29 protein-coding genes are annotated in these 23,855 nt (G+C 42.2%); all 29 read left to right on the plus strand.

Translation table 11 applies throughout. The features are described 5' to 3' along the window. Window positions 1-23 precede the first annotated feature (23 nt). The 29 genes from D6855_RS10405 (at window position 24) to D6855_RS10545 (ending at window position 23,835) form a co-directional block, all read left to right on the plus strand. The gene (locus D6855_RS10405; protein WP_243111877.1) at window positions 24-953 is read left to right on the plus strand and encodes an ABC transporter permease; all 930 of its coding nucleotides are present in this window, start codon (window positions 24-26) and stop codon (window positions 951-953) included. 24 nt (window positions 954-977) lie between these two features. Next, the gene (locus tag D6855_RS10410; RefSeq protein ID WP_120740737.1) at window positions 978-1,874 is read left to right on the plus strand and encodes a carbohydrate ABC transporter permease; all 897 of its coding nucleotides are present in this window, start codon (window positions 978-980) and stop codon (window positions 1,872-1,874) included. 12 nt (window positions 1,875-1,886) lie between these two features. Then, complete coding sequence (locus D6855_RS10415) at window positions 1,887-3,398, plus strand: alpha-N-arabinofuranosidase (protein WP_120740739.1); 1,512 nt, start codon at window positions 1,887-1,889, stop codon at window positions 3,396-3,398. 123 nt (window positions 3,399-3,521) lie between these two features. Then, the gene (locus D6855_RS10420) at window positions 3,522-5,720 is read left to right on the plus strand and encodes an HD-GYP domain-containing protein (protein ID WP_120740741.1); all 2,199 of its coding nucleotides are present in this window, start codon (window positions 3,522-3,524) and stop codon (window positions 5,718-5,720) included. Between the two features lie 217 nt (window positions 5,721-5,937). After that, a complete protein-coding gene (locus D6855_RS10425) occupies window positions 5,938-6,450 on the plus strand; it encodes a GNAT family N-acetyltransferase (RefSeq protein ID WP_120740743.1) in 513 nt (170 codons plus the stop codon). Continuing rightward, window positions 6,443-7,123, plus strand: coding sequence for a hypothetical protein (locus D6855_RS10430; protein ID WP_120740745.1), 681 nt, complete (start codon window positions 6,443-6,445; stop codon window positions 7,121-7,123). Before D6855_RS10425 ends, D6855_RS10430 begins: the two co-directional genes overlap by 8 nt. 382 nt (window positions 7,124-7,505) lie before the next feature. Next, complete coding sequence (locus D6855_RS10435; protein ID WP_199712438.1) at window positions 7,506-7,949, plus strand: GNAT family N-acetyltransferase; 444 nt, start codon at window positions 7,506-7,508, stop codon at window positions 7,947-7,949. Between the two features lie 37 nt (window positions 7,950-7,986). Further along, on the plus strand, window positions 7,987-9,009 hold the full coding sequence (locus tag D6855_RS10440) for a S66 family peptidase (RefSeq protein ID WP_120740748.1): 1,023 nt from the start codon (window positions 7,987-7,989) through the stop codon (window positions 9,007-9,009). 153 nt (window positions 9,010-9,162) lie between these two features. After that, window positions 9,163-9,822 carry a hypothetical protein gene (locus tag D6855_RS10445; RefSeq protein WP_120740750.1) on the plus strand — a complete coding sequence of 220 codons (660 nt, stop codon included), beginning with the start codon at window positions 9,163-9,165 and terminating at the stop codon, window positions 9,820-9,822. Between the two features lie 26 nt (window positions 9,823-9,848). Beyond that, on the plus strand, window positions 9,849-10,520 hold the full coding sequence (locus tag D6855_RS10450; protein WP_120740752.1) for a methyltransferase family protein: 672 nt from the start codon (window positions 9,849-9,851) through the stop codon (window positions 10,518-10,520). An 85-nt stretch (window positions 10,521-10,605) separates the two neighbouring features. After that, complete coding sequence (locus D6855_RS10455; protein WP_243111898.1) at window positions 10,606-11,208, plus strand: CPBP family intramembrane glutamic endopeptidase; 603 nt, start codon at window positions 10,606-10,608, stop codon at window positions 11,206-11,208. A 92-nt stretch (window positions 11,209-11,300) separates the two neighbouring features. Beyond that, window positions 11,301-11,921 carry a class I SAM-dependent methyltransferase gene (locus D6855_RS10460; RefSeq protein WP_120740757.1) on the plus strand — a complete coding sequence of 207 codons (621 nt, stop codon included), beginning with the start codon at window positions 11,301-11,303 and terminating at the stop codon, window positions 11,919-11,921. Between the two features lie 22 nt (window positions 11,922-11,943). Beyond that, entirely contained in the window at window positions 11,944-13,461 is a 1,518-nt protein-coding gene (locus D6855_RS17095) for a methyltransferase domain-containing protein (RefSeq protein WP_120740759.1), read from the plus strand. Window positions 13,462-13,638: 177 nt separating this feature from the next. Next, on the plus strand, window positions 13,639-14,220 hold the full coding sequence (locus tag D6855_RS10470; RefSeq protein WP_120740761.1) for a TetR/AcrR family transcriptional regulator: 582 nt from the start codon (window positions 13,639-13,641) through the stop codon (window positions 14,218-14,220). Window positions 14,221-14,241: 21 nt separating this feature from the next. Further along, window positions 14,242-14,733 (plus strand): hypothetical protein, encoded by a 492-nt coding sequence (locus D6855_RS10475; protein ID WP_120740762.1) that lies wholly within the window; start codon window positions 14,242-14,244, stop codon window positions 14,731-14,733. A gap of 166 nt (window positions 14,734-14,899) precedes the next feature. Then, on the plus strand, window positions 14,900-15,976 hold the full coding sequence (locus tag D6855_RS10480) for an acyltransferase family protein (protein ID WP_120741053.1): 1,077 nt from the start codon (window positions 14,900-14,902) through the stop codon (window positions 15,974-15,976). After that, complete coding sequence (locus D6855_RS10485; protein ID WP_120740765.1) at window positions 15,973-16,407, plus strand: helix-turn-helix domain-containing protein; 435 nt, start codon at window positions 15,973-15,975, stop codon at window positions 16,405-16,407. Before D6855_RS10480 ends, D6855_RS10485 begins: the two co-directional genes overlap by 4 nt. Window positions 16,408-16,424: 17 nt before the next feature. Continuing rightward, complete coding sequence (locus tag D6855_RS10490; protein WP_120740767.1) at window positions 16,425-16,862, plus strand: GNAT family N-acetyltransferase; 438 nt, start codon at window positions 16,425-16,427, stop codon at window positions 16,860-16,862. Window positions 16,863-17,032: 170 nt separating this feature from the next. Then, window positions 17,033-17,638, plus strand: a complete 606-nt coding sequence (locus tag D6855_RS10495; RefSeq protein WP_120740769.1) for a helix-turn-helix domain-containing protein — start codon at window positions 17,033-17,035, stop codon at window positions 17,636-17,638. A gap of 70 nt (window positions 17,639-17,708) precedes the next feature. Next, the gene (locus tag D6855_RS10500) at window positions 17,709-18,179 is read left to right on the plus strand and encodes a GNAT family N-acetyltransferase (RefSeq protein ID WP_243111879.1); all 471 of its coding nucleotides are present in this window, start codon (window positions 17,709-17,711) and stop codon (window positions 18,177-18,179) included. Window positions 18,180-18,306: 127 nt separating this feature from the next. Beyond that, window positions 18,307-18,969, plus strand: coding sequence for a TetR/AcrR family transcriptional regulator (locus tag D6855_RS10505; protein WP_120740771.1), 663 nt, complete (start codon window positions 18,307-18,309; stop codon window positions 18,967-18,969). Further along, a complete protein-coding gene (locus D6855_RS10510) occupies window positions 18,966-19,682 on the plus strand; it encodes a flavodoxin family protein (RefSeq protein WP_120740773.1) in 717 nt (238 codons plus the stop codon). Before D6855_RS10505 ends, D6855_RS10510 begins: the two co-directional genes overlap by 4 nt. A 7-nt stretch (window positions 19,683-19,689) precedes the next feature. Beyond that, window positions 19,690-19,833 carry a CPBP family glutamic-type intramembrane protease gene (locus D6855_RS17175; protein ID WP_442861349.1) on the plus strand — a complete coding sequence of 48 codons (144 nt, stop codon included), beginning with the start codon at window positions 19,690-19,692 and terminating at the stop codon, window positions 19,831-19,833. 9 nt (window positions 19,834-19,842) lie between these two features. Beyond that, window positions 19,843-20,259, plus strand: coding sequence for a hypothetical protein (locus D6855_RS10520; protein ID WP_120740777.1), 417 nt, complete (start codon window positions 19,843-19,845; stop codon window positions 20,257-20,259). Between the two features lie 197 nt (window positions 20,260-20,456). Beyond that, a complete protein-coding gene (locus D6855_RS10525; RefSeq protein ID WP_120740779.1) occupies window positions 20,457-21,218 on the plus strand; it encodes an alpha/beta hydrolase in 762 nt (253 codons plus the stop codon). Between the two features lie 171 nt (window positions 21,219-21,389). Continuing rightward, the gene (locus D6855_RS10530; protein WP_120740781.1) at window positions 21,390-22,253 is read left to right on the plus strand and encodes an ABC transporter ATP-binding protein; all 864 of its coding nucleotides are present in this window, start codon (window positions 21,390-21,392) and stop codon (window positions 22,251-22,253) included. Continuing rightward, complete coding sequence (locus D6855_RS10535; RefSeq protein ID WP_120740783.1) at window positions 22,238-22,924, plus strand: ABC transporter permease; 687 nt, start codon at window positions 22,238-22,240, stop codon at window positions 22,922-22,924. The genes D6855_RS10530 and D6855_RS10535 overlap by 16 nt, the downstream gene beginning before the upstream one ends. Beyond that, window positions 22,925-23,365 (plus strand): LytTR family DNA-binding domain-containing protein, encoded by a 441-nt coding sequence (locus D6855_RS10540; protein WP_120740785.1) that lies wholly within the window; start codon window positions 22,925-22,927, stop codon window positions 23,363-23,365. Then, the gene (locus tag D6855_RS10545; RefSeq protein ID WP_147368137.1) at window positions 23,362-23,835 is read left to right on the plus strand and encodes a hypothetical protein; all 474 of its coding nucleotides are present in this window, start codon (window positions 23,362-23,364) and stop codon (window positions 23,833-23,835) included. Before D6855_RS10540 ends, D6855_RS10545 begins: the two co-directional genes overlap by 4 nt. Window positions 23,836-23,855: the final 20 nt, after the last annotated feature.

The raw sequence follows: 23,855 nt of genomic DNA on the forward strand, positions 1-23,855 counted from the left end.
TTTTTACCTAAACGAGGCAGATTATGGCAGCAAACAGGACAAAGACTAAGAAAAAGAGCATAAAGAGATACATTCCACTTTATCTGATGGCACTTCCGGGGCTTGTATATCTTTTTATCAATAATTACTTGCCACTTCCGGGACTTGTGCTGGCATTTAAGAAATTCAATGCAAAGAAGGGTATTTATGGCTCGCCATTTGTGGGCTTTAAAAACTTCAAATACCTCTTTGCCACCAAGGATGCGTTCATTATTACAAGGAACACCATCCTTTATAATCTTGTGTTTATCATAGTTAACACAATCCTGGCCATATTCGTGGCTATACTTCTGGCGGAGATGACATCCAAGGTCAAGAAGGCATACCAGTCCTTCATTCTACTGCCTTACATGATCTCAATGGTTATCGTAAGCTACCTGGTTTTTGGTTTCCTTTCAACTGAGAACGGCTTTTTTAATAACACGATCCTGAGAGCCCTCGGCAAGGACCCGATCTCCTGGTACATGGAAAAGAAATACTGGCCCTTTATTCTGGTGTTTGTAAGCGCCTGGAAGGGTATTGGCTACAACTGCGTTATCTATCTGGCCAGCATTCTTGGAATAGACAGAAGTATCTACGAGTCAGCCTCCATTGACGGAGCTTCCAAATGGCAACAGATCTTTAAGATCACAATTCCTCTTCTTAAGCCAACCATCATCATGATGACACTTCTGGCAGTAGGAAGGATCTTTTATTCAGACTTCGGACTCTTTTACCAGGTTCCACAGAACCAGGGCGCGCTTTTTAGCGTAACCAACACCATCGATACCTACGTTTACAGAGGACTTTTAGAGCTTGGCGACATGTCCATGTCATCAGCTGCTGGTCTCTACCAGTCAATCGTAGGATTTATCCTGGTTCTCGGATCAAACCTTATTGTAAAAAAGATCGATCCGGAATATGCGTTGTTCTAAGCAAAGACTATGAGGTGAATTCAGATGAGGACACGAGAGGAAAAAAGATTTCAGATATTTGCTCATATTGTGATGATTATATTGTCACTTCTGGCTGTGGTGCCATTTGTACTGCTGGTGATTTCGTCCTTTACGGACAACGATACGCTTATTGCTAACGGATACTCTTTTACACCAGAAAAATGGAGCCTCTACGCATATGAGTACATTTTTAAGACAGGTAATTCTGTCCTTCATGCATATTGGATTTCCATATGCCTGACAATAGTGGGAACGATAGTAGCTCTTTCCATCACTACCATGCTGGCATATGCGCTGTCAAAGCCGGATCTTCCAGGCAGAAATGTGTTTATGTTCCTGGTATTCTTCACACTTCTGTTTAACGGCGGACTGGTTCCAACCTACATCGTTTACACAAACATGCTTGGAATCAAGAACAGCTTCTGGGCGCTGCTGATCCCTGGACTTTTGATGAACGGCTTTAACGTAATGCTGATGAAGTCTTACTTTAGCAGCAGTATCCCAGCAGAGATACTTGATGCAGCGTACATTGACGGTGCTACTGAGTTTAAGACATTTACATCCGTTGTGCTTCCTTTGTCAAAGCCTATCGTTGCGACAATAGGTCTTTTCGCAGGAATCGCGTACTGGAACGACTGGATGAATGGTTATATCTACCTGACAAAGAGAACTGACCTATACTCTGTACAGAATCTTCTTAACAGAATGATGCAGAATATCCAGTATCTGTCACAGAATAGCGCCAGGGTGCAGGATGCAGGCGTAGGTCTTGCTTCCATTCCATCGGCCTCTGTAAGAATGGCTATGGCTACAGTTGGCGTTCTGCCAATTCTGATAACCTATCCTTTCATTCAGGGCAACTTTGTAAAGGGTATTACGCTTGGCGGCGTAAAAGGCTAAAAAGGGGGATTTATGAAGCTTCACATTAACGAAAATCGCGTTTTAAGTCATATAGAACCAGAGGTTTACGGCCATTTTAGTGAGCATCTCGGAAGATGCATCTATGGCGGCCTCTACGCAGGAGATAACTCCGATATCGCCAATGTTAACGGAATGCGCAAGGATGTTGTTGATGCGTTAAAAGAGATCAAGGTTCCGGTACTTCGCTGGCCAGGCGGCAATTTCGCCGATGAATATCACTGGATGGACGGTGTTGGACCAAAGGATAAGAGAAAGAAAATGATCAATACCCACTGGGGCGGAGTAATTGAGGACAACAGCTTCGGAACCCATGAGTATTTTGAGCTTTGTAAGCAGCTTGGCTGCAAGACCTATGTAAATGGCAACGTGGGAAGTGGCAATGTCAGAGAGATGAGCGAGTGGGTTGAGTACATGACCTTTAACGGCGTATCTCCAATGGCGGAGCTGCGCAAGCAGAATGGCCACGAAGAGCCATGGACTCTGGACTATTTTGGAATTGGCAACGAGAACTGGGGATGCGGCGGAAATATGACCGCAGACTACTATGGCAACAAATACAGGGATTTCCAGACTTATGTCCGCATCTACGACAGCAACAAGCCAGTTAAGAAGGTGTGCTGCGGTCCTAACGGAGACGATTACAAGTGGACAAAAGAGGTAATGGAGACCTGCTACAGACATCCCGCACCTCCACAGACTCATGGCTTTATGGACGGCTTCTCAGTTCACTACTACGTTGTAGTAAACACCTGGGAGAACAAGGGAAGTGCCAAGGAGTTCAGCGAAGAAGAGTACTACAGAGCAGTCAGAAAAGCTTACTACATGGACGACATCATCACAGGTAATGACCACATCATGTCACAGTTCGATCCTGAAAAGAAGATTGCTATGCTGGTTGATGAGTGGGGCTGCTGGCATGACGTTGAAGAGGGCACCAACCCTGGATTCCTCTATCAGCAGAACTCCATGAGAGATGCTCAGGTTGCTGGAGCTACTCTCAACATCTTCAACAAGCACTCAGACAGGGTTAAGATGGGATGTCTTGCACAGATCGTAAACGTACTTCAGTCCGTTATCCTTACTGAGGACGACAAGATGCTCCTTACTCCTACTTACCACGTGTTCCATATGTACAGATTCCATCAGGATGCTGATCTTCTTGACAGCTACCTTGAAGGAAGTAAGCGTGTTGGTCAGGGCGAGGATGAGTGCGACGGCATAAACGAGTCTGTTTCAGTTGATAAGGACGGCATTGTTACTATCACTTTGAACAACGTGGATGCTACTAATACCACTGAAGTTGATATCGATTTCAGAAGAAAAGAGATCGAGAAAGTGGAAGGATACGTCCTTAGCGGAACCATGACAGACTACAACACCTTTGAAAACCCTGATAAGGTTCAGGAAAAGAGCTTCGACGGCTTCGAGTTTTCTGGCGTTGACCTCAAGGTCAAAATGCCACCTTGCAGCTGCGTAACTCTCAGGGTTTCACTAAAAAAATAATATATTTCCTGGATTTAGTTAAAAAATTATCATTTCCGTTTGTAAATGTACAAAATTGCGTTATTATATAAGTATACCCTTATCATTATGGCGTTTTGTATGAGACAAAAAGGAGAATGAGACATGAAACTGGGGAAGGCAAATGGGCCGGTAGATTTAAAGAACAACAAGTACTTTTTCTGCCAGCTCATTTTCTTTTTATGTACCATTGCAATAAACTTTATACTTCCAAGAACTGCGTCGCTTCTCAATATCCCGCTATATCTTGATAACGTGGGTACGCTGCTTGCGGCGGTCCTCGGAGGATATCTTCCGGGCATTTTTGTGGGATACCTAAACAACATCATCAACATGAGAGGCAATCCTGGAAATGCTTATTACGTTGTGCTCTCAACAATGATCGCTGCCTGTGGTAGCTGGTTTGGCAAGAAGGGCTATTTTGACAAGTTCCACAAGGCCATCATGACTATCCCTGTGTTTGCGTTCATCGGAGGCGTCCTGGGCTCCATCCTCACATTCCTTCTTTATGGATATGGAATGGGAGAGGGAATCTCAGCTCCCTTTGCGAGAGCTCTTTTGGATAGCGGTAAGCTAAACGTATTCTGGGCCCAAATGCTTTCGGATGTGGCCATAGACGTGGTCGACAAGGGCATTACAGTAATTTTGGTATTTATCATTATCAGGTTTATCCCTGAAAAGAACAGAAAAGAGCTGCTGATGACCGGATGGAGGCAGACTCCTCTTACCAGGGATGCGATGCTTGACGTTAAGAACAACGTTACCAGATCATTTTCCCTTAGAAGCAAGATCATAGCTATCATTTCTGTGATAATGGTCTGCGTTGCGGTTGTTACTACAATAATCAGCTACATTCTTTTCCAGATGTTTGCCATGAAGCAGTACACCTACAGCTGCACCAGTGCTGCAAGCCTTGCGGCTCAGGCTATTGATGGGGATAAGGTTCAGGAATATCTGGACAAGGGCAGAGCTGCACCGGGCTACGACGATGTGGTGCAAAACCTTGAGAAGATCAGAACTGGTAATCCCGATATTGAATTTATCTATGCTTATAAGTTTGAGGAAGATGGAGTCCATGTGCTGTTCGACCTTGATACTCCTGATGTAAAGGGCAGAGAGCCTGGAACTGTTGTACAGATGGAACAGTATCTTTTGCCATACAAGGATGATTTCCTTGCGGGAAAAGAGATTACTCCTCTTAAGGACAATACTGAATTTGGTAATCTTCTTACTGTGTTTGTACCGGTCCTTGATTCAAAAGGAAACTGCGCATGCTACGCTGCAGCAGATATCCTGGTTGAGGATATCAGGCTTACGACCCTCAACTATATGACCAAGGTATTCTCCCTGTTCATGGGATTCTATATCTTTATTCTGGCGCTGTGTATCTGGCTTGTGGATTATCATCTGATATTCCCAATAGCTGCCATGACAATGTCAGCAAGAAAGTTTGCCTATGATTCAGAGGAAGGTCGTGATACCAGCGTGGAGAGGCTCCAGAATCTTAGTATCGCCACCGGTGATGAGATTGAGAACCTCTACGAATCCCTTTCAAAGACAATTGCTGAGACCGTTGGATATCTTCAGGATGTGAAGACCAAGGGTGATGAGATCGCCCACATGCAGAACGGACTTATCTACGTTCTTGCGGATATGGTGGAGAGTAGAGATAAAAACACCGGCGATCATGTAAGAAAGACAGCGGCTTATGTTCGTCTCATCATGATGAAGATGAAGGAAAAAGGCCTCTATCCTGATATTCTGACGGATTCTTATATCGAAGATGTGGCTAATTCAGCGCCACTTCACGACGTAGGTAAGATCCAGGTATCTGACGTTATCTTAAATAAGCCTGGAAAGCTTACAGATGAAGAATACGCCATCATGAAGACCCATACCACAGCAGGTAGGGGAATTATCCAGAACGCTATGTCACTGGTTTCAGATAGTGGATACCTGAAGGAAGCTCAGAACCTTGCCAACTACCATCACGAGAGGTGGGATGGAAAGGGCTATCCAAGCGGACTCTCCGGAGAGGATATCCCTCTTTCAGCAAGGATCATGGCTGTTGCGGATGTATTTGACGCCCTTGTTTCCAAGCGAAGCTACAAGGAGCCATTCTCGGTAGAGGATGCAATGAAGATAATCGTGGAGGGTGGAGGATCTCAGTTTGATCCTCAGATCGCACAGCTCTTTGTGGAATCTGAAGATGAGGTTCGCAAGATCCTTGAGACTCACGAAGCTATGTTTGACCCTGGCAATTACAATGTGCATTTTGATTTCTCAGATATGATGGAGAAGTAAAAACTTGCTCATAAGGAATTAACATTTTGTTCAAATCCTGTTCAGTATTTGTTAAGGCGTATCTGTTAGTATTAAAACATAGCAGATGTACATAACTTAGAAGTTTCTTTTTCATAAAAGGCCGCCAGGTGATAAACCTAGGCGGCCTCCTCCTTTTTATGGCGCAAATGCGCTGTATGTGGTAGATTAACTAAGACGAGATAAGTGGGGAGGATGTATGGGTAAAATAAGTATCGTTCCGTTTGATATGGAGTATTTAGAGGATTATTACAGAGGATTTAGCCAGGAGATCGTTAAATATCAATGGCCGGATACCTTTGACAGCATAGATGACGCAAGGGCTGTCCTTCAGGATTTCATGGATGAGATGAAAAGGGAGGAAACACTTCTTTTTTCAGTAGTTGATGAAAATGGTAAATTCGTGGGAAGCGTTGAAATGCACGGGCTTTCTGAAGACTGTCCAGAGCTTGGAGTGTGGATCTTAGAGCAGCAACAGGGAAAAGGCTATGCATTTGAGGCTCTGAACTATGTTCTGGACCTTGCCAGAGAAAAATACGGCAAGCGAAAGTTCTTTTACGAAGCAGATATCAGAAACGAGGGCAGCAACAAGCTTCTTGGTAAGCTCTCTGGCAACTATGAGATCACTAGGCTGGAAACAGAAGAGCTTGTGACGGATTCCGGAAAAGAGCTAAAGCTTAGGGGAAATATTTTAGAGGCGAGACATGAGTAAAGTGAAAGTATGTCTTAGGCATATTTCAGAACTGTTTTTATATGAATATTACTGCCTTGGGGATGATGAGTACGAGATCTCAGGTGATGACACCCTGACAGAGCATAAATCCAGAGCAAAAGAGCTTCTGGCAGCTGCAGATTACGCTAATTCCCAACAGGAGTGGATCAGCGCCAATCTTGATAACCCAGTGGATATGGAATCCATTCTGGGTATAATTCTGTGCTGCAAGCAGCTTGGAGATGTGGATGGAGAGTATAAATACACCACAGAATCCTACAATTACTGCTGCACCAGGGCTGAACTTGCTGCATATTACAGAAACCTTGGCTGGTACTACCTCGAGAAATATAAGCCTGAGGTAGCTTCTGCGTGCTATATGTACAGTAACTACTTCGAAGAGTCCCAGCAGGCGGCAGCGGAGCTGGAGTTTTTAGAAAAGGCTATCGGTAAAAAGGTAACCAAGAAGGACCTTAAACAGATACAAAAGATCTTAGATGACAACGACATTCCAACCCAGGCTAACCCTGTTACGCTTGCATTATTGTATAGAGCAGCCCAGGAGGCCAGTGAAGCCGGAGACAGCCAGCAGGCTCTTGATTGCTACAGGATGGTCTTCGACCTTACAGCAGATGAAGAGATTGGCAGAATCATCAGCGAAATGGAATCTTAAAATAACGTGTAAAACAGACCTATTTCCGTGCAAGGAGAGGTCTGTTTTTTGTGTTTTGCTAGAATTATCTTTGGAAAGATGGAGACGATGGATCTGGGCTTCATGCACAGCTCCGAGTGATAAAGTCCCTTGAAAAGTGAAAAAAGTGACTAAGACACTAGATCTTCTGTGATTTAGTCACTCATTTTGGAAGTTTTTGACGATTAGAGTGACTAAGGAGCCAAGAAAGGGGTGATTTAGTCACTCGTGAAGCTATATATTTTGGTGTACAAGGTAAAAATGAATGAAAAAAGTGACTAAGACGATGAAAAAAGGAGTGTTTAGTCACTTTTGGTCCCATCATCCATCAGGAGAAAATGGAAACAGTCAAAGGAGAAAACTATTGGTAGAACTTAGAGCTATTACAGAGGATAATTTTATTGATGCGTTTAATTTGAAGCTTACGCCAGGGCAGGAGGAGTTTGTTTCACATCCTATCCGCAGCTTGGCTCAGGCCTATGTTTACAGGAATCAGTGCCAGCCATTTGGAATCTATGAAGGAGAGAAAATGGTGGGCTACGTCATGGTGATCTACGATTATGATATTCCTGAGTATGATATCTGGCACATGATGATAGACCAGAATGAGCAGGGAAAAGGCTATGGCAGCGCTGCTCTGGATGAGGCAATCAAGTATATTAAGACAAAGCCCTTTGGGGATTCAAACAGAGTGGTCCTTACCTGCAACAAAGGCAATTCCGTAGCCATGAAACTCTATGAGAACAAGGGATTTTCAGCTACCGGCAATGAGGATGAGGACGAGATAGAGATGCTTATGCTAGTGTGACAGCATACGAAATAGAAAAAGAGGGAGGACCAGTAAAATGATTGAGAACGTAGCGATTGTAAGCCTTTCAAGAGGAATAATAGGAGAACCTTTCATCGCATTTGAGAAGAATATTGGTGTTAAGAGACTTGAGGATTTTGGTCTTAATGTAAGATTCATGCCCCATGCTCTTTCTGGCCTTGATTATGTTCAGAAACATCCTGAGAAAAGAGCGCAGGACCTTATCGAAGCTCTTAAAGACCCTGAGATAGACATGATCCTGTGCGCTATTGGCGGCGATGATACTTACCGTCTGCTTCCTTATCTTTTTGACAATGACGAGCTTAAGAAAGCCGCTACAGATAAGGTGTTCCTGGGCTATTCAGACACTACAATCAACCACTTCATGCTCCATAAGGTTGGAATGCGCACTTTCTACGGACAGGCGTTCCTGTCAGATATTTGCGAAATAGATAAGGATATGCTTCCTTACACCAAGAAATACTTCGAGGAGCTCATCACAACAGGAACTATCCATGAGGTTACTCCAAGTGATGTATGGGTGGAGGAGAGAACTGAGTACGCAGAAGATCAGGTTGGAACTTCAATGCCATCCCATCCGGACCACGGCTTTGAGCTTCTTCAGGGACCTGCAGTTTTCTCTGGCAAGATCCTGGGCGGCTGTGTGGATTCAATGTATGACTTCTTCGACGGCGAGCGCTACGAGGACATGCCAGTACTGTGCCAGAAGTACCATCTTTTCCCTGATGCCAAGGACTGGGAGGGTCGCATCTTCCTGATGGAGACCAGCGAAGAAAAGCCTACTCCAGAAAAGTACAGGAAGGCTTTGGAATACTTCAAGTCTACAGGAGTGTTTGACGCTGTTTCCGGCGTTCTTGTAGGAAAGCCACAGGATGAAGTTTATGCTGAGGAGTACAAGAAGCTTCTTGTGGAAGTTATTGATAACCCAGAACTTCCAATTCTCTTTAACGTTAACATCGGACACGCTAAACCTCGCTGCATCATCCCCTTTGGCGTAGAAGCCACAGTTGATGCAAACGCGCAGGTCATCAGGTTCTAACAGAAAAATGAAGAAGCAGAGTCTTATTGAGACCATAAGAATGGATTCTATAAGATAAGTGTAAAACAGACCAAATCTGGTGCAATGGTGAGGTCTGTTTTTTTTATGTGTTAATTTTAGCACTGGGGAAATAAAAAGTTGGAGGACAAAGTAATGAGAGATTTTTCAAAGATTATTCTATGGATAGGGCTGGCGGTTTTGCTGGCTGGTATCGGTTATAAGGGATATCAGATGTTTATCAGCAAAGATGCAGATGTAGAGATTCAGGAGACCGACACCATGTTTGAGAGTGTGGAGGAAATTCCTAATGTTGCTGAAGAGGTAAACAGTCAGGAGACGGTAGCTGAAGGGGAGTACAAGTACATGGAGAAGTTCCCTGAAGCGGGAAATCCTGATTTTGACCTGGAAAGAGCGGATGAGTGGTTCTATTCGTCAAAACCTGAGGATTTTGAAGATGATGTAATCAGGAATCTGGCAGCTGAGTATATAAATAAAGGATATGACATCACTGATGCCAGGATCATCATGGACAAGACGGGAGCAGGTGTTGGATTTGGCGATTACGGTTTCGTCAACGGGTTTGAAGTAGCTGATCCCAAAGATGACTTTGGTACAACATGTGCCATGGTATATAAGGCTACCCGCGAAGAGTTTGATCTTTTTGCAGAAGAATTCTTCGATGGTGAGGAATACGAAGAAAAAAGTGATGGAAATGCAACTGTTTTAAAGTCCGGAGGCTATACGCTTACTTATCGCCCAGATGACGAACTATTTATTTATGATATTGATTTGTCAGCTGGAAGCGTTGGATAATTAACATATTCTAAGGAGGTGTACCTATGAACAAGAAACTTTTTGGTCAGGCAATTGGAAAAGTGGTAGCTGGAATAGTCCTGGTAGGGCTTTTATTGTTTGTGCCCGCAGGATCCTTTGCTTACTGGCAGGGATGGCTTCTTATGGGAATCCTGTTTATTCCTATGCTTATTGCAGGGTTTGTGATGATGGCAAAGAGTCCGGAGCTTTTGAAAAAGCGCCTCAATGCCAAAGAAGAGCAGTCCGAGCAAAAGCAGGTGGTACTGTTTAGCGGGATCATGTTTCTTGCGGCCTTTATCGTGGCTGGGCTCAATTTCAGATTTGGATGGATCGTCCTGCCAAACTGGGTGGTTTTCGCAGGTGCTGTGATATTCCTTCTTGGCTACGGCCTCTATGCTGAGGTTCTTAAAGAGAACGAATATCTGTCCCGCACTATTGAGATACAGGAAAATCAGAAGGTCGTTGATACAGGTCTTTATGGTATTGTTCGCCATCCTATGTATATGTGTACGCTCCTCATGTTTCTGGCTATGCCAGTAGTGCTGGGGTCAGTGATATCTCTTTTGATCATGCTGCTGTATATCCCTATTATCGCTAAGAGAATTGGCAACGAGGAAAAGGTGCTGGAAGAAGGCCTTGAGGGCTATAGGGATTACAAAAAGCGCATAAAGTATAGAGTTATTCCGTTTATTTGGTAAAATGGTTGAGGTGCGGAATCCCGCAGTTCATACTTTTGCAACTATACTGACGACGGAAATGGGAGGAACGTGAAGATTGTTTGGAATGTTTATTAGTGAATTCATTGGCGCATTATTACAGGTGTTGTTGTTTTCTTTGATCCCGCTGATCTTTTGGCTTGCATTTGCCAGAAAAAAACAGGGCTTTTTTAGGTGGATAGGTATTAAAAAGGTAAAGCATGAAGGGAAATGGTGGATCACAGCATGTGCAATCCTTATTGCGACAGGACTATATGTTGGTTTAACAATATTTGTAATCCGTTTTCTTCCCGAAGGAGTGACCACAGCAGGTAGTAACTTCGCAGGTAAAGGATTCTCTGCATTTCCTGCAGTGTTGGCATATGGCTTTATTCGTACCGGATTATCCGAAGAAATAGTTTTCAGAGGGTTTTTATTAAAACGTTTTGGTGAAAAATTTGGGATGATCGCCGGAAATATCATACAGGCAATTCTGTTTGGTATGATGCATGGAATCCCTTTTGGTTTAGCAACACACAATATAGTGGTGGCTATAGCGATGACTGTACTTCCTGGGGCGTTTGGATGGTTTCAGGGATGGCTTAATGAGAAAAGATGTGATGGGAGTATTATTCCAAGCTGGCTTTTGCATGGAATGATCAATGTAATAGTAGCGACGAAAACACTATAACGCGAGTAATATGAATTGGGCAGGGGGCTTTTCTTTTGCCCAATTTATGTTATCATGTTGTTAGCCAACGCTAACAAAGGAGGGGTATCGAAATGGGACTTTTTAAAAACTATGTCAATCAGACCAGAAAACCTGAAGGATTCCTGGGAAAAATGATGATTGATAACATGAACAGCGGACATGCCAAAATGGCTGACTGGGGGATGTCACATCTGGATGTGAATCCCAGCGAGATGGTTGAACTGGGCTGCGGAGGTGGAAGAAATGCAGGGGAGCTGATGAAACGTTACTCTTCAGCCAATATGACTGCAATTGATTATTCGCCGCTTTCTGTTGAAAAGGCCACTGAGTACAACCAGGAGATGATAAAGGGTGGAAGATGCAAAGTGGAGCAGGGAGATGTATCAAATCTTCACCTTCCAGAAGGAAAGTATGATCTGGCAACTGCATTTGAGACCATCTATTTCTGGCCAGGGCTTGAGAAGTGCTTTTCGGAAGTAAATAAGGTTCTAAAGCCCGGCGGAACATTTATGATTGTTAATGAGTCTGATGGCTGCGATAAAGCCAGTCTTAATTTTGAGAAGATAATTGATGGTATGAGATGCCATACAGCTACAGAAATTGTAACTTCTTTGAAGAATGCGGGATTTTCCAAAGTCATTACTGATCATCATGAATCTAAACCTTGGATAACCGTCATTGCAGAGAAATGAGGCTGATTTCGGGAGGAAAGAAATGTCTAGAAAAGCATCAAATTTCCAGAAAGTTGTAATGTCCTGGGGATATCGCGGAAAAGAAATATTTAAGCCGCTAAATACGGGATGGATTGATGATAATGTGGCCTGTGTAAGGGAATGGATCGCAAATATCTTCTTTTATACCAAAAATGGCACAACAATCATGATCGATGCCGGATATAACTACGAGCGTCTTGCAGAGAAGATGAAATGGCTTGATATAGAGCCATCGAGCATAAAAGATATTCTGATAACACACCAGGATACTGATCATGTCGGTGCTGTAGAGAGAGATTCTGACGGACTATTCAGGAATGCGAAACTTTATATAAGTGAAATTGAGAACAGGTATATGACGGGCGAGAAGCACCGCAAGGTAATCTTTGGACTGTATAAGCTTCCTATGGTGAAAAGCGATAACGAGAGAAAGCTGCTAAAAGATGGCGACGTATTTTACATTAAGGACATCAAGGTAGAAGTGATCCTTGTTCCGGGACACACATGGGGGCATATGGTTTATCTTATTGATGATTCATATCTTTTTACCGGAGATACGATATGGTTTGGCGCAGATGGCGGCTACAGCTTTATCAATGCTTTGGCAGAGGATAATGAAGTGTCAAAAAAGTCCCTGGCAAAGCTTGAGAAGCTTCTTCGCGATAGGGGTATAAGTCCGAAGGTGATAACAGGACATACAGGATGGTCTGATGATCTGGATTTTGTATTCGCGCATAGAGACCAGGTCTGCAACAGTATGAAGAGGCAAAAACCTCATGATCCCAACGCTCCGTACGATGGATATGATGAGAGGGAAGATACCGAAGAAAAGGCAAGAACTGAGCGGTTAAAAAAGGCAGTTCCTGTATCTGACAGAATCCAGAGCGCTTATCATGATTCAAAAAATATTTATGATGATGTACTTACACAGGGGAGCTTTCTGAGCAGGCAGTACATCCGCTTTTTCTGGAGTGGAACTGATGACAATGAGATTGCAAGGAAGGTACTAAGCTATGTACCGGATGATTTCTCTGGAACGCTTCTGGATGTACCTGTAGGAACGGCGGTATTTACAGAAAAGAAGTGGAGAGACCTATCTGATGCGCAGATAACCTGCCTTGATTACAGTGTTGATATGCTGGAGCAGGCAAAGAGAAGGCTTGAGGATTGTAAGCATATTTCTTTTGTTCAGGGAGACGTGGGAAAGCTTCCTCTTGCTGATGGCAGCCAGGATATTGTTATGAGTATGAATGGATTTCACGCATTTCCTGACAAATACAAAGCTTTTAAAGAGACTTTTCGTGTCCTTAAGAAGGGAGGCAGGTTTATTGCCTGTTTCTATATTAAGGGAAAATGCGGGCGCACAGACTGGCTCGTAAAGAATATTCTGTCCAGGAAGGGCTGGTTTACACCGCCATTCCCTACAGAAGAGCAGCTCCTTCGTATTCTTCATAAGCTTTACTCAGAGGTGGAATACCATGTGGATGGTTCCATGGTGTATTTTATGGGTAAAAAATAAGAAGGAATTGCTGGAAGATGGCGTGATAAACAAGAGCTTGGCGAAGAGCCAGGCTCTTGTTATGTGTACAAATCTCCTGACATTACCATTGACCTGTGAATATTTATATAGTAATATTCATGGTGAACATATACATATAAATGTTCACGCAAATTTTCGAACGAAAGGATAATCTATATGTCCGGTGGTTTTACTGAAAAAGAAAGGGAAGAAATACGAAAAAAGCTTCTAAACTCGGGATATGAACTGGGTACCGAAATTGGTCTCAAGAAAATGACTGTAGCCATGATCGCCAAAAGTACAGGTATTGCGGTAGGTTCATTTTATAACTTTTATGCATCTAAGGAAGAGTTTGTGGTCGCGATGATAAGGGATACCGAAGCGAGATTCGAAAGGGAAATGACATCGTATTTTTCCAAGGATGGTACCATCACCCTGAAGAAGTTTTTGGAGGTTTTCCGTGGGAACTTTAAACCTGAGAACAACTTTCTTCTTAGGATGAAACTGGATGACTGGGTATGGCTAAAATCACACATCACGGACAGCATTTACCTTAATAAAACCAATGAACTTAATAAATTTGAGACCATATTTACAAAGATCAAAGGGATCAGACAGGATGTCGAACCGGGTGTGGCAGTCAATTTCATCAAGTCTATTTATGCCCTGTATCAGAACAGAGATACGTTGTTTGAAGATTCACTTCAGACGAATGTGGATCTTATATTTGAGACTTTATACAGATATTTGAAAGATTGATAAAGGGAGAGGAGTAAATATATGTTATTAGCGGTTATCGAAGGAATATTACTTAGTTTTACACTGCTTATGATCTGTGTGATAAATATTAAGAACGGTCCGGTGGGAGGAGTACATTACTACGAAAAAGATGTACGGGACAGAGTTGTGGAAATGGGACTTTTAACGGAAAAAGAGATTAAAAGAAATAAGAGCCTTTCATGTATTCCGTTCTTTGTTATGATGATATTAGTATGCCCGGTCATGGTGTTTTTCCTGAATGGGGCTTCAGGTTTTATGGAGGGTTTCATTCAGCTTCTTACTGCTTACATGATATGTAATCTTTTTGACCGTCTTTTCATTGACTGGTATTGGGTTGGACATACAAAAGCCTGGATCATTCCGGGAACCGAGGATCTTATGCCTTATATACCTAAGAATGCATTGATCAGAAAATGGGTGATATCCATGATCATGTATCCGGTATTTGCGGCGCTTCTGTCATTTGTTTTTACAAAGCTAGCCTTGTATTGATTATTTCGGTCTGATGGCACCAATGAGCGCTTTTATAAAACTATGCGCTCGCAACCAAATTTAACAAAAAATAGCAAAATATGTAAGCTTCGCTTGGTAGACAGGTGGAGCTTACTTTTTTATGATTGAGAAAAATGTTAAAATATTTAGCAAAGGTGGTAGAAACATGAGAAAGGTATATTTGGATAATATTCGCTGGATAACAGTGGTGCTGGTTGTAATCTATCATGTGATTTACATATTCAACGGCGTTATACAACACGGAATTATCGGCCCCTTCAGTGAACATCAGCCCCAGGATACATACCAGTACATTGTATATCCTTGGTTTATGTTACTTCTGTTTGTGGTATCCGGCATGTCAGCCCGCTATGAACTAATTAAACGAACAGAAAAGGAATTTATCAGCGTAAGGACGAGAAAGTATCTTGTACCATCAACAATCGGCCTTCTGGTTTTCGGTTGGATTCTTGGCTATTACAACATGCTGATGTCTGGTGCATTTAATTCCATGAACAACGTACCGGGACCAATCCTTTTCCTGATAATGGCAGTCAGCGGCGCAGGCCCTCTGTGGTACGTTCAGATGCTTTGGCTCTTCAGCCTGATACTGGTACTGATCAGAAGGATTGAAAAAGACAGATTCTATAATATCTGTGGTAAAGCAAATCTTTTGACACTTATACTTCTTGTTATACCCGTATATGGAGCGGCGCAGATACTTAACACACCGATGATTGTGGTATACAGATTCGGTATCTACGGACTGGGCTTTATGATCGGCTACTTTGTATTGTCCCATGACGAAGTGATGGATCGACTTGGTAAAAACTGGCTGTTATTAAGCATCCTTGCCTTCGCATCCTGCATAGCCTTTGTGATTTTATATAAAGGTCAGCCTTATCCGGATCACGTAGTTCTGGACACAATCATGTGCAATGTATACGCATGGTTTGGAACTCTCGGTATACTTGCCTTCATGAAAAAATGGGGAAATTTCACGAATGCTTTCTCAAAGTGGATGTGCCGAAAATCATGGGGCCTCTACGTATTCCATTATCTGATGATAGCGGTCAGCGGATGGTATCTGCATACATTATGTCCGTTCCTTGCCCCTGTCATCGTATACCTGTTGGTTGCAATAGCAGCATTCGCAGGCTCCTACCTTCTGTATGAAATCATGAGCCGCATACCTTTCATAAGGTGGTGTGTTCTGGGAATAAAAAAGGAGAAGAAAGAATGAGTTTTGCAGACAATCTTATGGAATTAAGAAAGATTAATAACCTGTCACAGGAGGAAATTGCTGAGAAGATAGGCGTATCCAGACAGACGCTTTCAAAATATGAGACCGGAGAGTCGCTGCCGGACATAAAGAGATGTAAGATGCTGGCTGACCTCTTTGGTGTATCCATGGACGACCTTATCTCATATGAAAAGAATGATTCGGACAACCTGGGATATGCTATACCGCCGAAAGGAAAACATATCTTTGGAATGGTCAAAGTGGGAGATAAGGGTCAGATCGTCATTCCTGCCAAAGCAAGAAAGATCTTCGATATTAAAACAGGCGACAATCTGATTGTCCTCGGAGATGAATTCCAGGGTATAGCTCTTATTAAGGAGACGGGCCTTCTCGGTCTTATCAACAGTGCGAAAGAAAGTATAACTGACTAAAAGAATGTAGGAAGAATATGAGAGAAATAACACATAACGAAGTAAGCAAACTATATGACTGTATTCATGAGCTTTCAGAATATCACAATAAAACATCTGTGAATTTCAAGGGGTATTATCCTTTGAATCCATACGAAAATACCCTGGAATCTTTTAAAAATGCATTACGAAAAAAAGAATCCTATATTGCAGTCACTGAAATTGAAGACCGGATTATCGGCTTCTGCAAAGTCGATATTAAAGGAGAAATCGGTAAACTGGACTATTTGGTGGTAAAAGAGAAATTCAGGGGAAAAGGTTTTGGAAAGGAACTCATGGACTGGGCGATGCTAGTGTTTGACCAAAACAATGTCAGACATATCGAAGTTAAAGTGGTTGATGGCAACAAGGCGATTCATTTGTATGAAAAGTATGGTTTCAAAATGAAATCTCACATATTGGGGATTGAGCGATAAATTTTAATATAACATATTACAGAAGAGAATCATTGGTATAACAAGTTCTAAAATTCAAGTTATTCACTCTACGGAGCGTAGAAACCGCTTAAAATCACCATATTCTACGATGCGTGGGTGTGATTGAAAATCAAGTTATAGAATAATCAAGCCAGAAAGGAGGAAAACAGATGGACCAAATAAAGATTGGAAAATTTATCGCTGATGAAAGAAAAAGAAAAGGATATACACAAAAGCAATTATCAGAAAAATTAGAAATCAGTGATAAAACAATTTCCAAGTGGGAAAGAGGAAATGGTTTTCCAGAAGTATCGCTGTTATTTCCATTATGTAATGAACTTGAGATAACAGTAAATGAATTATTATCTGGTGAAAGAGTATCTGAAGAAGACTATCGTAAGAAAGCGGAGGAAAATATGGTGAATTTAGTGAGAGAAGCAGAGGAAAGCAAAAAGAAAATAATACTATCTGCAATAGTTGCAGGACTTACAATTATTGCTGCGTTACCATTGTTTATGATATCGGGAATGCTCGAGATGGAGAATTGGCTTAGAGTTACAATTATCATTATAGGGGGTGTGGTAGTTTTCGGAGGAATAGCAGTGGCCTGCGTTCTGGATAGAGATGCTGGAGCTTTTGAGTGTCCTGAATGCAATAATAGATTTGTACCTGATATGAAGGCATATGTTATGGGACCACATACAATAACAAAGCGAAAATTAGTATGTCCTCATTGTGGTGCGCACAAGTATTGTAAAAAAGTGCTTACAAAGTAAAATCGGAAGATAAAGAGGTTATCAGATGTATTCCGTGGCGTAGAAATGCGACTGGACTAAGAGGTGAAAAATGAAAGAGTTCATAAAACTGGATGAATCTTATTTATCTCCTATAGCTGAATTATATCGACAGGCTTTCATGGGCGCTCCATGGAATGATGATTGGAGTGATAGGAGGCAACTTGAAGAGTATATAAAGGATGTGTCCGGACACTTCCGGGGGCTTAATTATGGGCTTCTGATAGACGGTAAACTGGTAGCAGTATCCTTGGGAACGGTCCGTCATTGGTGGGAAGGAACAAATTACAATATCGAAGAGTTCTGCGTCGACCCGGGGCTTCAAGGAAAGGGCATAGGCTCTGAGTTTATGAAAATGATCGAGAGTGAAATACAAAAGCAGGGGATTGCCGGCATCTTTCTTCAGACAGATGAGGATAAACCGTCGTACGGATTTTATCTCAAGAACGGATACAAAGACCTTGATCTGCATGTTAGCTTATATAAAAGCGTTGTGCAACGAATTTCAGAGGATGAAAAATGAAAACATTTATTATGATTGGCGGCTTGGAGGGCTTTGCTCTTCGGGCCGTTTTTTTGCCCTTGACGGCTAATTTAAATTAGCCTATAATTTAGCTAATTCAAATTAGCTAAATTATAGAGGAAACAAAATGGATACCAAACAAAGAATACTGGATGAAGCATTGACGCTGTTTTCAGAAAAGGGATATGCAAATGTTTTTGTTGCGGATATTGCGGAAAGGGTTGGTATTAAAGCGCCATCTCTTTATAAGCATTACAAAAACAAGCAGGCCATTTTTGATGCGATCATTGAAGAGATGAACAGGCGATTTTTAGAGGAAGCAGGTGCTCTTAAGATCAACGGGGCGGATGCTGCGGAAGATGCTGAGATCTATAAGCATATATCGGAAGAGCAGCTGATCACACTGGGGAACAATCTGTTTCTTTATTTCCTGCATGATGACTATACAAGACGGTTTCGCAAGATGCTTACCATTGAACAGTTTCATGATAAAAAACTTGCAGCTGCATATATGAAGCAGTATGTGGATGATCCGCTTTCATATCAGGGAATGCTTTTTGGCCTGATGGTTTCATCGGGTGTATTACAGACCGAGAATGTAGAGATCATGACGTTACATTTTTACGCGCCGATCTACATGCTTCTGACCATATGCGATCGGGATCCAGAGCGTGAGAAAGAGGCACTTAAGACAATGGAAGCGCATGTTCGGCAGTTTAATAAACTATACGCAAGAGATGAAAAAAACATGCAGAATAATAAGAGGAGATCGCCGAGGAGAACAAAATGAAGATCACAGTGATAAACGGAACTGAAAAACGCGGTGTTACATACAGAATGAAGGAAATGTTTTTAGAGCAGTTCAGAGACGATTCAAAGATCACGGAATATTATCTTCCCAAGGATGGTCCGGGTTTCTGCATAGGATGTACTGCGTGCTTCAGGAATGATCAGAAGCGTTGTAAGGATGCCGAGAAGGTGCAGAAGATTGAGAAATCCTTGCTTGAAGCGGATCTGCTTGTTTTTACATCACCCGCGTATGTTTTCCATACAACCGGCGCAATGAAGGCTATGCTTGACCATTTCGGTTACAGGTGGATGCCTCACCGTCCGGCGAAGGAAATGTTCGGGAAGCGGGCGGTGATAATCACACAGTGCCTGGGGGCCGGTGGAAGATCCACAGCAAAAGATATTAAGGACAGCCTTTCCTGGTGGGGCATTTCGGACATCAAAGTAGTAAGTTTCAAGTTGATGTCCGAAATTGACTGGGACAAGATCGAGGACAAGAGAAAAGCATCCTTTCAAAAGAAGCTGAGCAGTGTCGCACGAAAAATGCATGCCATAAATTATGACAAACCGGCTCATACAAATGTTATGATAAAAACAAAGTTCTACATGGTAAGAATGCTGCAGACAAGCCTTGGTAAAAAGAATCCTGAGTACACCGATTTTAAGTATTGGAATGAGAACGGCTGGATCGGCAAAGTAAGACCATGGAAATAGATTAATGATGCCGTTAGGATTTCTTATTATGCTTCCATTAGTTGGTTTCGCTGAGGAAACCGGCTGGCGTGGCTTTTTGCAACCTATGTTGGAGAAAAGATTTCCCTTCCCGGTTGCAACTACTATTGTGGCGGTGATTTGGTATGATTAAGGAGGAACGATGGACAGGCAGGAAATTCTGAACCGGCTAATGGCATTCCCCTACGACCGGGATGAATACTGGGTGATTACAGGCAGCGCAATGGTGATGTACGGAATCAAAGAACATGCCGGTGATATCGACCTTGGCTGCAGCGTGAAAATGGCTGACCTTCTTGAATCGGACGGGTATTTATATGGTCGGACAAAAGACGGAAACAGATGGTTCAAAGTGGGAGAATCCATCGAGATTTTTGAGTCATGGTTGTACGGCTCCACGATAAAAATGGAAGGATTCCGGGTCATTTCGCTGAACGGATTGATTGAGATGAAGGAGAAGATCGGCCGGGAAAAAGATTTCAAGGACATTGCATTGATCAAATCTTTTCTGAAGGTTAAAGAGGAATTGTATTCTGGCGATCTGCCGCAAACGAGGTAAAGAAAATGGTGTGTTTCCTGACAAGCAGTCCGATTATTCCGGGAACAGATACGCTGAATCCGACGAATTCCTTTATTGAGGAATTGCATCGCCACTTCCCTAAAGACTATCAGGCTTTGACGACCGCACGGAAGCCCGAAGAATATATTTAAAGCTAATTGACCAAGTCAAATCGACATTTGTAGGGATACGAAGATATGATCATTAAGGAATATGGTACTGAACACAAAGAGACGATCATTCTGTTACACGGTGGTGGATTGTCATGGTGGAACTATCGGGATGTTGCAGATTTTTTGCAAGATGAGTATCACGTCATCCTTCCAATTCTTGATGGGCACGCAGGAAGTGACCAATCATTTACCTCCATTGAAGAAAATGCATCCGAGATCATCAAATTTATCGACAAGGATTTGGGTGGATCGGTTTTGCTGATTGGAGGTCTTTCTCTTGGAGGACAGATTCTGCTTGAGATGTTGTCACAAAGCAAAGATATCTGTACCTTTGCTTTGGTTGAGAGTGCAGCTGTTATTCCATCAAAGTTGACAAATGCATTGATTGGTCCGGCATTTGGCAGTAGTTATGGTCTGATCAGAAACAGAGGGTTTGCCAGACTACAGTTTCAGTCTCTGCATATAAAACCGGATCTTTTTGAGGAATACTATCGGGACACATGTCAAATAAGCAAGCAGGATATGATTGCCTTTTTAAAGGCCAATACGTCCTATGTGCTGAAGGATTCTTTCTGCAAAACAGATGCTGAGGTACATGTTTATGTCGGTGAAGAGGAGACCAGAGAGATCTTGCGCTCAGCAGATGCTATTTGTAAAATGCTTCCATCTGTAAGGCTACACCGTATGAAAGGTCTCAAACATGGGGAATTCTCCATTAACTATGCTGACAAATATGCTGATGCAATACAGAAAATAATAAAATCCAGGCAAATTCTCGATAGATGATGTGATATACATGCGTAAGGCACTTTGAATTACAGTATAACGACCTATGGTAATCTGTTTATTTACAAATGTGCATCTTATGTACTGTATATGGCATCTTGCGTAATGAGCTATTGAACGTTCCCGATTTCCTTGGTATCTTGTGCCTAAGATTTATAAAGGAGGTCGGGAATGATACGTTGTAATGATGTTTACAAAAGTTTTTCAGGAAAGACGGTTCTGTCGGGAATAGATTTTGAAATAGGAGACGGAGAAATATTTGGGCTCCTCGGACCATCCGGAGCAGGTAAAACCACACTCATTAGGATCCTGACAGGACAGCTTTCATTTGACAAGGGCTTGGTGACTGTCTTCGATAAAGATATTTCCTCTTTGTCAGGAGAGGATAAAAAAAGTATAGGGATCATGATGGATCAGTTCGGAGTATATGAAAGACTATCCTGTATTGATAACCTGAAGGTTTTCGCTGATATATACGGAGTTCCTACAGACATAATAAAAAGTACTCTTCAACAGGTCGGGTTAAAGGATGCGGGAGGCAAATCAGCATCGACTCTTTCCAAAGGCATGAGAGCCAGACTTTCTCTTGCGAGAGTGTTCATGCATTCTCCGAAGCTGATCTTCTTAGACGAGCCGACAAGCGGGCTGGATCCACAGAACATGCGTCAGATCCATAAGATCATACTAGAAAAGAAAAAAGAAGGCTGCACGATCTTCCTTACCACTCATAACATGGAAGAAGCCTATAAGCTCTGCGACAGGGTTGCATTGCTTAATGAAGGAGTGATCGTTGAAAATGGGGCGCCCGAGGAAATATGCAGAAAGTATAATCATCAGAAAACGATAAAAATGCACTTATCATCCGGTGAGGATGTTGTAATCCCTCATGAAAGCGGATCTGCTGAAAGGATTAGCCGCTTTTTGTCAGATGGAAGCATTGAAACGATCCATTCGTCAGAACCAAATCTTGAAACAGTCTTTTTGGAACTGACGGGAAGAAAAATAGAGGAGGATGAAATATGCGCAACAGTCTGATAATTCTAAAAAAGCAGCTAAAGGATACTCTTAAGAACAAAACGGTTTTGATACAGTTTATTCTCTTCCCGGTCATGACGCTTATCATGGAAAATGCCATTAAGATCGATGGAATGCCGGAACTGTTTTTCACAAAGCTGTTTTCTGTAATGTATATCGGTATGGCACCTTTGACATCGGTAGCATCAATCATATCCGAGGAAAAGGAAAAGAACACCTTACGAGTACTGACAATGGCAAATGTTAAGCCATGGCAGTATCTCATCGGAGTTGGCTTTTATGTATGGTTTATTTGTATGCTCGGAGCCGGTGTGATGGCAACCGGCCTAAAGAAAGAAGACATACCGTTTTATCTGCTGGTGATGGCTGCTGGATTTGCTATTTCGATTCTGGCGGGAGCTTGTATAGGTGTTTTTTCAAAGAACCAGATGACCGCTACTTCTATTGTAATGCCGGTGATGCTCATATTTGCTTTTTCTCCAATGCTTGCAATGTTCAACGAAAATATAGAAAAAGTAGCCAGGTTTGCTTATACTCAGCAGTTTAAGAAGATCATGGATGATATGTCATTTGCCGGGATAAAGATAGACAATATCTGTATTCTGGCAATAAACGCAATGCTGATGATGGCTTTATTCTTTATCGCATTCAGGAAAAAAGGACTGGAATAAATGAAGATTGAGATCGATATTGACGAGAAATATCCGGATACGGAAGTCGTGATCCGGGCAAATAAACTGGATAGCGATGTCGAAAGACTTGTTGCAATGATGCGCATGGTGAACATGCAGATCGGTGTACGCAAAAATGATGAAACCTATCTGCTGGATGTGGAGAAAATTCTATACATAGAGGCTGTTGAGAGAAAGACATTTGTGTACACCTCGGATGAAACTTATGAATCGGATCTTAAACTGTATGAGATAGAGCAGGAACTTCTTGAACGAGATTTCTTCAGGATCAGCAAGCATAGCATTGTGAACATCAGGATGATCAAAAGCTTAAAATCCGACATAAACAGAAAAATCAGGATAACATTAAGGAATGACGAACAGATAGTCGTATCACGCATGTATTCTGACGAACTTCGAAGAAAGTTGGGGCTTAAATGATGGAAGAAAAGAAAACCGTATTTTATTATGTAAGGCAGGCATTTGCGACATATGGAGTCATTGTGTTGGTCTTTGCCATAATGAGTATCGTAATAGGTGAAAGAACGAAAGATTATGCAGCTCTTTTTTCCATGGGAAATGCCGGGATGTCAATACCGATATTGATGGAATTGCTTTTGTTGGCTGTAATAATCACGCTTGCGCAAGTGGTTTTTCTGACGGACACATGGATCATGAATATGTCAATGATGATCAGAAATGTGCTCTTTTTTGTGTCGGTACTGATTGTGATCGTATTTATGATTGTGGCATTTAATTGGTTTCCCACAAGAGATATGACTGCGTGGTTAGGATTTATCATATCGTATGCGCTTAGCATGATCATCAGTGCGCTTATAACTATACTAAAAGAAAGAGCCGAAAATACAAAAATGCAGGAGGCTTTGGATAAGTATAACAGAAGAAAATAGAGGGCTTCAAACGCTATTCA

Source organism: Butyrivibrio sp. CB08, assembly GCF_003625485.1.
In the GTDB taxonomy this organism is placed as follows: domain Bacteria; phylum Bacillota; class Clostridia; order Lachnospirales; family Lachnospiraceae; genus Butyrivibrio.